Origin of the sequence: uncultured Shimia sp., assembly GCF_947498095.1 — a bacterium.
In the GTDB taxonomy this organism is placed as follows: Bacteria; Pseudomonadota; Alphaproteobacteria; order Rhodobacterales; family Rhodobacteraceae; genus Shimia.
This window is the reverse complement of the sequence record NZ_CANMJE010000012.1, coordinates 19,334-31,596: the sequence shown is the minus strand read 5'-3', so window position 1 is coordinate 31,596 and position 12,263 is coordinate 19,334. Positions and strand designations below refer to the sequence as shown.

Below are 12,263 nucleotides of genomic sequence, written 5' to 3'. Positions count from 1 at the left end.
CAGATGGCAAGGCACAGCAAAACCCCCGGCTGTCGAGCAACCGGGGGTCGAATTTGCGAGACAAACGTTTTCTTGCGTTAGTTGACGGCTTTGGCCTCAACCACGTCTTTTTCGATCTGCTTGCCGCTGGCAATCTCGATGCGGCGCGGCTTGAGCGCCTCGGGAATCTCGCGTTCGAGATCAACGTGCAGCATGCCATCCGAATGGCTTGCACCCGTCACGCGCACATGGTCCGCCAAATGGAAACGGCGTTCAAAGGCACGGGTTGCTATGCCACGGTGCAAATAGGTTTTCTCATCGGTGTCACCGGCGTTGCGTGCGGTCACGATCAATGCGTTTTCTTTCACCTCGATCCCTAGATCCTCGGCAGAGAATCCGGCAACCGCGATAGAAATGCGATAGGCATCCTCGGCGGTTTTTTCGATGTTGTAAGGGGGGTAGCTGGCCTGAGAGCCTTCGGTGGACAAAACGCGGTCCATCATATTGGCCAATTGGTCAAAACCAACGGACGAACGGTACAGGGGTGCAAAATCAAAACTTCTCATGGGTTATCCTCCATCATGAGCGACAACAGTATTTGCCTTCCAACAAGGACAGGCGGTTCTCTCCGAAACCCTTAACAGGCGTCCCGGTTCTGTTGAGATGGGGAGGCTTTTTTGGGGTTTCAACCCCCTCCAGCTTTGAGAAATTTGGCGCCGGTTCGGTTTCTCTGCTGCTGCGTGCTCAGACGGTTGTCTGGCAAGGTCTTAACCGAGGAGAACGCCGCCATGACATCCTCGAAAGGACCATCAAGCGCCACGCCCAGAGAAACCGGCCGTGCGTTGTACTCACCCTTGGCTGATACAACGGACACGATCCGCGCCTGACCATTTTCAAACGAGAACACTGGAGCGCCACTGCTGCCAAAATTCACGTCGCAGGACATCACATAGATGCCTTCCTGCTCACCCAGAACCGTGCACATTTTTTGATAGGACGGCGCCTCGGCACGGTCTTCAGCATAGGAAACCACACCCACAGTGGACCCGCGACCCAGAGACATCACGGTCTCAAAAGGCACCACGCGAGTGTTTTTGATTGGGTGATAGAGCTGTAACACTGCAAGGTCATTGGTTACGCGGCGCACATCGTTTTGACGGCCAAATATATAGTCGGGGTGTTGTACGGCGCGGCGAATGTTTCGGTAAGCTTCGGCGCGTCCATTGCGCCAACCAGCCCGAAACTCAATCTGTTCGACACTCAGACGCTTGCCCGTGCTTTTGTCATAAAGACAATGGGCTGCGGTCAATACGAGGTCCGGGGCAATCAACGCGCCCGTGCAAAACCCACGCCCATTCAACTCAAGTCGACCCACGGCCTCCCAGCCCTGCGCCTGATCGCCCGTGTCCATACGGCGCAATCCCGAATCTTCAGCAACAACTGAAGTTGCCAGCAAGAGACTGAAAACAATATTTAAAAGCGATCGGACCATGTTTGCCCCATGTTCAACGTTGTCCCTTGTTAGCAAGGGGACAAGGCGAAACTAGGGCAGGAACATGGGCCGACTGTGGTTGCGCGGGCCTTTAGCGCAGGATCGGGATTTCGGGGGCGCGTTTGCCTTCGGCGGTCAATGCGGGGGGCTGCGGCCCACCGGTCGCCCAATCCAACAGCTCAACGGTGTGCACAATCGGCACCTCTGTTGCGCCACCGATCTGCATCATGCAACCGATATTGCCAGCTGCAATAATGTCAGGATTTTTAGCTTCGAGCGTGCGCACCTTGCGATCTTTGAGCTTCTTGGAAATCTCGGGCTGCATGAGGTTGTAGGTTCCTGCGGAACCGCAACACAGATGGCTGTCCGCTGGCTCAACCACCGAATAGCCCGCCCGCTTGAGCAGATCCTTGGGATAGGTCTTGATCTGCTGACCATGCTGCAACGAACATGCGGCATGATACGCCACAACCGTCTCTTTACTTTCTCCTTCGGGGAGGTCGAGCGTCATCAAAACCTCGGACACATCCATCGCGATATCGCTGACGCGTTTCGCATCTTCGGCCAGAGCTTCATTGCGGAACATAAAGCCGTAATCCTTGACGGTTGTACCGCAGCCGGAGGTGTTGATGACAATGGCATCCAGCCCGTCGCCATCCATCTCAGCACACCAGGCGCGGATGTTTTTGGCCGCCGTGCCGTGGCTTTCTTGGGTTTTGCCCATGTGGTGCGTCAGCGCCCCGCAGCATCCCGCGCCCTCGGCCACAACCACTTCGCAACCCAGCCGGGTCAAAAGCCGAATGGTGGCGTCGTTAATATCGGTGTTCAGCGCCTTTTGCGCACATCCCGTCATCAGCGCGACACGTTTTTTGCGCGGCACCTCGGGGGCGAAGCTTTGTGGATCGTCGTTGCGGCTCACCGGTGGGATATGCTTCGGCGCCATCTCAAGCATAGCCTTCAAACGTGCGTCTGGCATCAATAAGGCAAAGGGGCGGCCGATCTTGGCCCCCAAAAGCGCCAACCGAAATCGTGTGGGATACGGAAGAATGCGCGCCAGTGTCCAACGCAACAGGCGGTCCGTGAGCGGGCGCTTGTACTTGCCCTCAATGTATTCGCGCGCATGGTCCACCAAATGCATATAGTGCACACCCGAGGGACATGTGGTCATGCAGGCCAGACACGACAGGCAACGGTCGATATGCAGCACTGTCTTGGGGTCTGGGACGCGCTCGTTCTCAAGCATGTCCTTGATCTGGTAAATGCGACCTCGTGGGCTGTCCAACTCGTCACCCAGAACCTGATAGGTCGGACACGTCGCCGTGCAAAACCCGCAATGCACGCAGGACCGCAGGATTTCATTGGCACGTTGAATGCCGGGATCCTGCATTTGCTCATCTGTGAAATGTGTTTGCATCGGCCCTACCCCATCAGTCCCGGATTAAGGATCCCACGGGGATCGAACTTGGCACGCAGGCCTTTGGATATCGTCACCAGAGGAGCTGGCTCAGGCTGGAAGGCTGGAACCGCTCGACGCGTCGCATTCGACGCGCGCACCAAGGTCGCGTGTCCGGCAAATTCCGAGCGCCGAAGGTCAGTGCCAGCAGGGGCTTCTACCCAGACGAGGCCACCGCCCCAATCGTAAAGCACCTTGATTTCGGGATGCTGCTCTTGAATGTCTGCAACCACTTGGGGCGCATCCGATGGTTTGAGCGAATACCGCCAGACGTCACCCGCACCACCTTGCATGAGCTCTGCATCGCGCACCCATTTCCAGCCTGCAGTCAGCTTTTCTGGCGTTCTCTCGACAAGCACTTCGGCGCCGGTCTTGGCGAACAACGCTTTGAGCTTTTCCGCCCGATACGCCACCGACGCCTCCAGACCCTCAATCCGGATCATCGTCACCGGATGCCCGTCAACGCCCACCGGCGCATGTGCCGCGCCGGTTATGTCATAGGGTGAGCCCAGCGCCATGCTCATTGCGTTTACAGCGGCCACATCGTCCAAGCCATTTAGCAACACGCAGGCTGACGCTTCCGGGATTGCCTGAACCTTCAGTGACACCTCGCTCAGCACGCCAAGTGTTCCCCAGCTCCCGGCCATCAGTTTGACCAGGTCGTAGCCCGTGACATTTTTCATCACGCGGCCTCCGTTCTTGAGAACGCGGCCAGCGCCATCAACAAATCGCACACCCAACAGTGAATCGCGGCACGAGCCGACCTGGATGCGCCGCGGGCCCGAGACGTTCGCCGCGACAACGCCGCCAATGGTGGGTTCGCCGCTGGTGCCTAACAAAGGGCGGTGATCCATCGGTTCAAACGCCAGACGTTGCTCCTCGGCGGCCAGCACAGCCTCAATCTCGGCCAACGGCGTTCCAGCCCCGGCCACGATTGTCAGCGCGCCCGGCTCGTAGAGCGAGACCCCGGACATTTTGGCCGTTGATAGGGTTTCGCCTTCGACAGGCGCCCCGATGTCACGCGTGCCGCCGCCAATGACCCGCAAAGGGCCTGCAGCCGTTTTAACCATCTCGGCCATAGCCGCTTCGTTCTCAGGTCTCATTTTCGTCTTCTTTTTCAATATCTCTGGGATGGTGCGCGGCGCCTATTCCGCCGCGATCCGCCGCTCTTGGCTCGAGGCAAGCGGGAAAACCTTGGCGGGGTTCAACAACCAATCGGGATCGAACACGTCTTTCACAGCCATCTGGATCTCAAGATCTTCGGGATCATACTGATCCACCATCAGGTCGCGCTTTTCGATGCCCACGCCATGCTCTCCGGTCAGACATCCGCCCACCTCGACACAGAGCTTCAGAATGTCTGCGCCAAAGGCCTCGCACAGTTCCAGATCACCGGGCTTGTTGGCATCAAACAGAATGAGCGGATGCATGTTGCCGTCACCGGCGTGGAACACGTTGCCGACGTCCAGCCCATACTCTTTGGACATTTCTCCGATCCGACGCAGCACATAGGGCAGCTGCGAAACCGGGATCGTGCCATCGAGGCACATGTAGTCGTTGATCTGACCCATGGCTCCAAAGGCCGATTTGCGCCCCAGCCAGATCTTGGCGCTTTCCTCGGCGGAACCGCTTTCACGCAGTTCAACCGGGTTGTGCGTGCGGGCAATCGCGTTGATCCGTGACAGCTGGGCTTCAATCTCCTCGTCACTGCCTTCGACTTCGACGATGAGCAAGGCCTCGCAGTCCGGATAGCCTGCTCCGGCAAAAGCCTCGGTCGCGCGGATACACGGGCGGTCCATGAACTCAATCGCCACTGGCAGAATGCCCGCTTTGATGATGTCGCTGACGCATTGCCCTGCAACCTCGTTGGAATCGAACCCCATCAACACGGGCCGGGCACCTTCGGGTTTGCGCAGGATCCGCAGCGTGGCTTCGGTGACCACGCCCAACTGGCCTTCGGATCCGCAGATCAGGCCCAAGAGGTCCAGCCCTGCCGCATCCAGATGTGCGCCGCCAATCTCAACGATCTCTCCGTCCATCATGACCATCGTCACGCCCAAAAGGTTGTTCGTGGTGACGCCGTATTTCAGGCAATGCGCACCGCCAGAGTTCATTGCGATGTTGCCCGCAATGGCACAGGCCAATTGCGACGACGGATCAGGCGCATAGAAAAAGTCCTCTTCTTCCACCGCGCCGGAGACGCTCAGGTTCGTGCGCCCAGACTGAACCCGAATAAACCGGTTGTCATAGTCTGTCTCAAGCACTTCGGTCATACGCGCCACACCAAGGATTACCGAGTCCGCTGTGGGCAAGGCGCCCCCCGCAAGCGACGTTCCCGCACCGCGCGGCACAACCGGCACACCTTCTGCATGGCAAACCTTGAGCACCTCGGAAACTTCTTTTGTCGAGGCTGGCAAGACCGCAGCTAAGGGCGGGCACCGATAGGCTGTAAGGGCATCGCACTCATAAGCACGGGTTTCGACCTCGTCTTCGATCACGGCGTCGGCGGGAAGGACCGATCGCAGGCGGTCGACGATGCGGGCCTTGCGGGCAATGATCGACTGATCGGGGGCTGGCATTTCCATATCGCGATTCCCTTTCCAATATTGGTAAGGAAATATAACCAATTTAAACATCTGGCAACCCTCTTGTTCCCGCGCTAGAGTGGCGTCATGAGCTGGACCGACCGACTAGACCTGTTTTCACCCTTAGAGCTTGCCGCTGTATTGCTGCTTTTGATCTGCTGGCAGGGAATTGGGTATCTCATTGAAAATCCACCAAAATATCATCCAAGCCTTTCACAGATCATGGTGAAGTATCGGCGAGAGTGGATGGTACATCTGGTTGACCGTAATCCGCGTGTGTTCGATGCACAGATCCTCGGTAACCTGCGTCAGGGCACCTCTTTTTTTGCCTCTGCGACGATGATTGCTATTGGGGGAGGGCTGGCGCTGGTTGGTAATCCTGACCAATTATCGGGCGTGGCACGTGAATTCACAATTATGAAGGCACCGACCTTTGTTATCGAGATCAAGCTGCTCTTGATGATCCTGTTGATTTCAAACGCTTTTCTAAAGTTCGTCTGGGCCCACCGGCTGTTTGGTTACTGTTCCGTTGTCATGTCCGCCGTGCCCAATGACCCAAATGACCCCGCGGGGCTGCCGAGGGCGGGAAAAGCCAGTGAAATCAATATCACAGCGGCCAAAAGCTTTAACCGCGCCATGCGTTCAGTCTATTTCAGCCTCGCCGCCGCCGCGTGGTTGTTTGGCGCTATTCCATTGATTTTGGGGTCTTTTCTAACACTTTTTGTGTTGTGGAGACGCGAATTTGCCTCGCACTCACGGTCTGTCATGCTGGAAGCCACGGACGGGATTGGCCGGTAAGCTTTCTCAAGATCGGTTTAACTCTGCGAAAAGCCGGCAGAATGACCAAGTTGTACATCTTTTTGAGGGGTGTTTCTCCAAGTTGTACAAGATTTTTGAGGCCGTTTCTCCATTTTGCGCAAAAGATTATGTTAAGAAACACCCTTCGTTTTTAACGATTTCTTCAACTTCAACCGTCCCGACAGCTGCGCTGGACGTTTTGCGCCTGCTCGTCTGAGTGCCAAGGTCTGCGATGCGGGACGAAGCCGTTGTTCGCGGCACCTGCATCTAGGTCAGATTCGAATTTCGGGAATACGCAGATAGCGATATTTGCAAAGTCTGTGGCCGGGGCATGCATTGTTGCTCCCGACTGCTCAAAGCTGCAGTTGATCGGATCCTTAAACACTGAGTTGCAGCTGTGCAAAAGCTGCCGTTGGCACATAGGTGGGCTATCTAGGTGGGCCTGAGGTGGACCCTGCCGGGAAGTGTCAGTCGCACAATACGCCTTTTTCAACAGTTAAATCGATCACCTCTCATGTTAGTCAGTTGCCTAGCGCATCGGCACTAACAAGCGGTTCCTTTTGGGCCTCATGCATTTTCACGTATATAGCAAGGGAGTTCACCTACTTCACCTGTCCAAGGCCGTCAGGATCCTCTTGTCTCGTCCATAGATGTCTTCGCGGAAATGTACTTCGCCGTCTTCAACCCAGGCGGTCCAATAGGTGAGTAGAACGGGCATCGGTTTTGGCAGATTGATGCGCACGGTTTTCCCACTATCTAGAATGGATTGCATTCGTGCGGAATTCCACTCCGGATCACCTTCCATTAAGAGACCTGCTAACTCAAATGGGTACTCCACGCGCACGCACCCCGAACTGAGATTTCGTTCGTTACGGCCAAACAGTGTCCGGTCATTTGTGTCGTGCAAATAGACAGCATATTTGTTTGGAAACATAAACTTGACGAGGCCAAGCGCGTTGTTCGGTCCCGGTTGCTGAACCAACGTCACTCTGGGATTGTCGGCACCCCAATTTACCGAACTGGCAGGAATGACCGCCCCCTCCTGATTGCGCACAATGTAGTTGCCGCGATCAAGGTAACCGGGATCTTTGCGAATGCGGGCCAATTTGTCTTTTCGAAAGATCGACGCCGGAACAGTCCATGTCGGATTGAACTCCATGTACTGTATTTCATCACGGAACACTGGCGTTTTACGATACTGCGATCCGGTAATAGATCGGGTTGTCCATACAGATCCATCTGCCCGCGCGAGGTACGTTCGCGCACCTGCAATGTTTACAAGTACGTATTCGCTTTCTTCATCTCGAAACAACCATCGAGCCCTCTCGAGGCTCAGCCGGATCTGATTGATGCGATCCTCAACAGATCGGTTGAGCACGGCAAAGGTTTTGGGGCCAATCGCGCCGTCGGCTTCCAATCCGTGGCGCGCTTGGAAAGCCTTTACGTCCACCTCGAGGCGGTCATCATAGACTTGTGCCGGATCACCTTCATCTATTGTTGAGGGGAGAATCTGGCCTTCGTTCAGCGCGCCTTCTGCAGCCAACCGATGTCGTAACACAGCGACGGCAGGTTCAGACATGCCCGGCTTAAGAACAGTCTCGCTTGGCACTTCGGGCCAACTACCATTCAACGCAAACTGACGATACGTCTCCAGTGCGTCAACAAGGCCTTGGTATTGAGGGTTTTCCAGGTCGATAAGCGCCATTAAGGCGGCGAAACCTTGTCCATCAAGGTACTGGGTGATCACCTGAACCGGGTCTCTCTCAATAACCGGCCTTGCGAAATTCCAGTCCTTGTCGAAGTCGCCGGGGTTCACTTTGCCAAAAATGGAGTAGTTTATCAGCTTGATGGCCGCATCCATCGCCAAGACATCAAACGTGGCTTTCTCCCAAGCGCCGCCGGCTTTGGCTTTTTTGTATCGCTCCAACAGCTCCGGTATATGGAAATCTGCCGGTGTGAACCCCTGAGCAACACCTTTGTCCAGCGCTCGGAAAAGCACCTCGACAGAACCTTCTTCCCCCCACGCGGGACGATATTCTCGCGCATCATACAGTTTGGGCAACAGATCAGCCGCATCAAGGTTTGTGTTCTGTAAGGCCGCGCTCTCAGCGCTCACTGTTCCAACCAGATCTTTGATTTGATCAGAGACCGCTTCCGCTTGGGCTACAACCGGCCCAAAGATATGCCCCAGACAAAGAAGCAATACTCTGGCAATGACAAAATGTCGGGCGAAAAAGATGCGGCTCATTTAACTCACTTTCTGCTCACTCGGTGCTCGGTGCTTGCCAAAGTTGGGGCTCTTGCTGAAGTTGGTGGAATTTCACAACATCCAAGGTGCCTCTAAACAGCGTATCCTTGCGCAGTTCTGGCTTTGTGTTTTGCCAATGCGGCTTCAAATGTCGTGTAGTGACGCACTTCCCTTTCCCATTCAGCCTTGAATTCATAATATGCGGGGCACTTTCTTTCATTTTCCTGGCACTTGATCATCAGCTTTTCACCCTTGGCGAACTCGCGACTCAAACGGCCAGCCCCATCGTTGGGATCGTGTACTGAACACCCCATGAGGACGATAAGGAAAGGGAGTACAATCAGTTTTGGCATTCTTACCTCGGGGTAGAGTCTTATTGGATACTGCGAGCGATGGACGTGAGCTGCAAGCGCAGTTTGCGCAATGCAAATCTGTTTCAATACTCCCTGTTGAAATCACTCCTGAACCTTTAGCAGAATGCGAGCCACGTCCTTTTGCTTCGTTTTCCCAAACACAGGCTCACTTCACATGGGCCGTTTCACTCAACTAGGCAGAAAATTTACAATCTCTGACATGTTTTCTCAACGAAGCACGTGACGGCGCTGGACACCGCGCCTGTGGTCGTTGTTTTAGCTCCCTAAAACTTTGACACTTTTTAGTGTCATGAGAGGATGTAGGGGTGGCTCGGAAACGGTATTCGGATGAGGATGCGCTGAAGGTGTTGCGCGAGATTGATGTGCATCTTCATGATGGTTTGGATGTTGTGAGTGCGTGTCGCAAAGCGGGGATTTCTGACAAGACCTATTACTACTGGCGCAAGAAGTTTGGCGGTATTGGGCGGCCTCAGCTGTCTGAGATGATTGCACCCGCGAGGCGCTTTGCGAGGCAGTGCGCCCTAAGATGAAAGCCATCGATGTTCTGGATGCGCTACACCCTCTGTTGATGAAGCACAGGAAACCGGAATTCATCCGCTCTGACAATGGCCCAGAGTTCATTGCTGCACATCTAAAGGATTGGCTGAAGAAGGTCGGGATCCAGCCGATGCAAATCTATCCGGGCAGCCCCTGGGAGAACGGGTACAACGAACGGTTCAACGGAACATTTAGGCGGGAATTCCTGAATGCAGAATGGTTCCACACCACACAACAAGCCCAGGTAGCAATCAATGTTTGGCTCAGGCAGTACAACCAGGTCAGGCCTCATCACGCATTGAACATGCGCCCGCCGGCACCTGAAACCTTATTAGAGAAATCAAAAATTACTGGTACTGAAATTGGGGGCTAGACAGAGCTGGTCTGGCTGTCAAATGCATGCGACGACGAACAAGCTGCGGCTGAATTGGACCGAAGGAGGAAATCCGAATGACCTTTGAAACTGAACTGGCCTCAATGCTTGAACGCATGGGGCCAGCCAAGAATGACCCGACGCTGGACCATTACGAGATCGCCCGCGACATCCTGCTCGGTGATGGTAAGCGCGCCGAGGCAGCCGTAGCCATCGTCTGGTGGTGTGAATTCGACCAAGCCTTTTGCAAGTCTGTGGTGACCAAGGTGCAGGGCGACATCGATGCGGGGTGGGTGCCGCCTGAAAGCTGATGACCATCGTGTTCAGCCGGTTGCACACCGGTTGCACCGAGATCCAAAAGCCTAGGCCGAGTGGAACGACGAACTACAATGAAACAAAGGGTTTAGAATGACTGCCAACACTCAATAAGTATTGGGCATCAGTCTCCAAAACCGTAGGTCGCGGGTTCGAACCCTGCTGCCCCTGCCAATTTCCAAAGTCTCTGCGCAAAATCCGTGTTTCGACCCCTATTTTCTGCGCCCGACCTTGCCGGCGCTTCCTCAGAATAAATCCAAGCCGCGCAGGAGCGCCGGTATGCGCATCTGAATGCCAAGTGGCCCCGCCCCCGCGTGATGGCGATTGTCCTCGCAATCATGATTGCGTGGTTGCACCCGCTCAGCACCATCCGCCTGATGGTTTGCATTTTGTTTTTGTTCCTTGTGGCGGCGATCGCCGTAGGACCTGAACGGGCGCGCGACGGCAGTTTTTTCTTCCTGCGCCGTTTCTTGCGGTTGTGGAAGGTCGAGTTGACGCTCAGCAACAAACTTTTCAGCTCAATTCGCCACCGTTTTCAGGACGCCAACAGCCAGCGTTGACTGGGGGTTGCCTCATTCCTGCCACAATTTTGCCGCGAGAATTCCCAAATTTTTCACAAAAATGTCCTTTGCGCTGATCGCGCGAATCGTTGACGTCCGTGCTGCCAAGATCGCACGTCACTGAATTCGGGGGCTGGGTTCTGAGTTTTGAGCTCTGACCTATAGCTATAAGGATGTGGAAAGATGGCCAAAGCTCCCGGGCTTTATCGGCCCAATGGCGAACCTGCGCGCCAATTTGGTGAAGATATTGTGGAACCTGGCGAACCGTTCACCGGGGACACGCTGAAAACCATCCGCATGTTGGTGTCGGATGAGCCTGAGGTCGAGGCCGAGGAAACGCCTGTTTCACAGCCCGAACAGCCTGTCGCTCACACGCACTCCTCAGACTTGGCGGGCTCTGCCGTTGAACACTCTTCACCCGAACCGGATCCTCATACCGCGGTGCAAATGGCTCTGAGCGCCGAAATTGCACTCGAGGAGCCACAGCAGCCCGGTCCTGAAGCCGAGGATTCTCAACCTGATGTCGACACATCTCTGACGCCGGATATGCCTGCGGCATCCACGATATCCGAGCATGAAGCACCCGAAGATTTTGGTAGGGTTCTAACCGATCTAGATACATTTGCCCGCGACAAGCTGCTGGATATCGAAGACGTGCAGCAACGTGCTTCAGAACGGCTGAACCGCAAGGATGGAGATGTGCCGGTTGGAATGATCCCGAACACCACACCAGAAACACCTCAAAAAACTAAGACCTCCAAGAAGGAATGGCGCCGTCTGACGATCGTCGAAGGTGCGCCGGGGCGTGCAGTGCGCCGGTTCTCACGCAAGCCGAGAAATATTGCCATTATGTTGTTGATCGCGATTGCGGTCTGGCGACCGTGGTTTATCCCGATTTTTACGCTGGTGGTGTTCCTCCTCCTGGGGCTGTTGATTGCCTTCCTTGGAACAGATCGGGTCGCAGCCATCGTGAGCTGGTGGTACAATCGCTTGCGCCGTCGCAATCCACAAAGGGCCAAGCGTCTGTTAAAGCGTGGGAACCGACTGTTGATGAGCGTGGAATGGCTGGCAGATCGCTTGCCGCCTTCGTGGGTTCACGGGTTTCACATTCCTGATCTTGAGGGCGCGCTTGAGCCACCTGTTGACGATGAAAAACTCAAATCCCGGTTTGAGAAGATTGCGGCACAGGAACAGGTTGGACAAGGTCTCACAAACGGCACTTGAATTTGTGACTTGGCCCGCGTATGTCAGCCTCTGTTCGCAAGAGAAGAAATCGTACCATGGCCAAAACCAATCCGCTCACCTTTATTCAGCAAGTCCGCGCCGAAGTCACCAAGGTCGTCTGGCCGACTCGCCGTGAGGTGATGCTGACCACTGTTATGGTCTTTATCATGGCGGCCCTGACCGCTGCCTTCTTTGCGCTCGTCGACATTCTGATCCGGTCTGGTCTGCAGGGTGTTCTGGGGCTGTTCGGGTAACTCACCTACAATCATGCATTGTTAAGCTTCCCCGCCAACCGCCTAGACGGCGGTAGGTCGAACAGCATTGC

Annotated in this window: 14 protein-coding genes; 7 read left to right on the top strand and 7 right to left on the bottom strand. The window is 55.2% G+C overall.

What is annotated here, in order from left to right; translation table 11 throughout:
* Positions 1-77: 77 nt before the first annotated feature.
* The 5 genes from Q0932_RS17050 to Q0932_RS17030 form a co-directional block, all read right to left on the bottom strand.
* Positions 78-545, bottom strand: a complete 468-nt coding sequence (locus Q0932_RS17050) for an Hsp20 family protein (RefSeq protein ID WP_299355846.1) — start codon at positions 543-545, stop codon at positions 78-80.
* A gap of 119 nt (positions 546-664) precedes the next feature.
* The gene (locus Q0932_RS17045) at positions 665-1,471 is read right to left on the bottom strand and encodes a trypsin-like serine protease (protein WP_299355844.1); all 807 of its coding nucleotides are present in this window, start codon (positions 1,469-1,471) and stop codon (positions 665-667) included.
* Between the two features lie 91 nt (positions 1,472-1,562).
* A complete protein-coding gene (gene glcF, locus Q0932_RS17040) occupies positions 1,563-2,885 on the bottom strand; it encodes a glycolate oxidase subunit GlcF (RefSeq protein ID WP_299355842.1) in 1,323 nt (440 codons plus the stop codon).
* Positions 2,886-2,890: 5 nt separating this feature from the next.
* On the bottom strand, positions 2,891-4,027 hold the full coding sequence (locus Q0932_RS17035) for an FAD-binding protein (RefSeq protein WP_299355840.1): 1,137 nt from the start codon (positions 4,025-4,027) through the stop codon (positions 2,891-2,893).
* A 42-nt stretch (positions 4,028-4,069) separates the two neighbouring features.
* Positions 4,070-5,509, bottom strand: coding sequence for an FAD-linked oxidase C-terminal domain-containing protein (locus tag Q0932_RS17030; protein ID WP_299355838.1), 1,440 nt, complete (start codon positions 5,507-5,509; stop codon positions 4,070-4,072).
* 87 nt (positions 5,510-5,596) lie between these two features.
* Here Q0932_RS17030 and Q0932_RS17025 point away from each other — a divergent pair, with 87 nt between their 5' ends.
* Positions 5,597-6,307 carry a DUF599 domain-containing protein gene (locus Q0932_RS17025; RefSeq protein WP_299355836.1) on the top strand — a complete coding sequence of 237 codons (711 nt, stop codon included), beginning with the start codon at positions 5,597-5,599 and terminating at the stop codon, positions 6,305-6,307.
* Between the two features lie 607 nt (positions 6,308-6,914).
* Here Q0932_RS17025 and Q0932_RS17020 read toward each other — a convergent pair.
* Together Q0932_RS17020 and Q0932_RS17015 are read right to left on the bottom strand one after the other, a co-directional pair.
* Complete coding sequence (locus Q0932_RS17020) at positions 6,915-8,555, bottom strand: L,D-transpeptidase family protein (RefSeq protein ID WP_299355834.1); 1,641 nt, start codon at positions 8,553-8,555, stop codon at positions 6,915-6,917.
* Between the two features lie 92 nt (positions 8,556-8,647).
* On the bottom strand, positions 8,648-8,908 hold the full coding sequence (locus tag Q0932_RS17015) for a hypothetical protein (RefSeq protein WP_299355832.1): 261 nt from the start codon (positions 8,906-8,908) through the stop codon (positions 8,648-8,650).
* A gap of 326 nt (positions 8,909-9,234) precedes the next feature.
* Here Q0932_RS17015 and Q0932_RS17010 point away from each other — a divergent pair, with 326 nt between their 5' ends.
* From Q0932_RS17010 to secE, 6 genes are all read left to right on the top strand, one after another.
* Entirely contained in the window at positions 9,235-9,459 is a 225-nt protein-coding gene (locus Q0932_RS17010) for a transposase (RefSeq protein ID WP_299355830.1), read from the top strand.
* Entirely contained in the window at positions 9,456-9,839 is a 384-nt protein-coding gene (locus Q0932_RS17005; RefSeq protein WP_299355828.1) for an integrase core domain-containing protein, read from the top strand. The genes Q0932_RS17010 and Q0932_RS17005 overlap by 4 nt, the downstream gene beginning before the upstream one ends.
* A 77-nt stretch (positions 9,840-9,916) precedes the next feature.
* Positions 9,917-10,150: a hypothetical protein gene (locus tag Q0932_RS17000; protein ID WP_299355826.1), complete on the top strand. Its 234-nt coding sequence runs from the start codon at positions 9,917-9,919 to the stop codon at positions 10,148-10,150.
* A 321-nt stretch (positions 10,151-10,471) separates the two neighbouring features.
* Positions 10,472-10,714: a hypothetical protein gene (locus Q0932_RS16995; protein ID WP_299355824.1), complete on the top strand. Its 243-nt coding sequence runs from the start codon at positions 10,472-10,474 to the stop codon at positions 10,712-10,714.
* 183 nt (positions 10,715-10,897) lie between these two features.
* The gene (locus Q0932_RS16990; RefSeq protein WP_299355822.1) at positions 10,898-11,938 is read left to right on the top strand and encodes a hypothetical protein; all 1,041 of its coding nucleotides are present in this window, start codon (positions 10,898-10,900) and stop codon (positions 11,936-11,938) included.
* A gap of 56 nt (positions 11,939-11,994) precedes the next feature.
* Complete coding sequence (gene secE, locus Q0932_RS16985; protein ID WP_299355820.1) at positions 11,995-12,192, top strand: preprotein translocase subunit SecE; 198 nt, start codon at positions 11,995-11,997, stop codon at positions 12,190-12,192.
* Positions 12,193-12,263 lie beyond the last annotated feature (71 nt).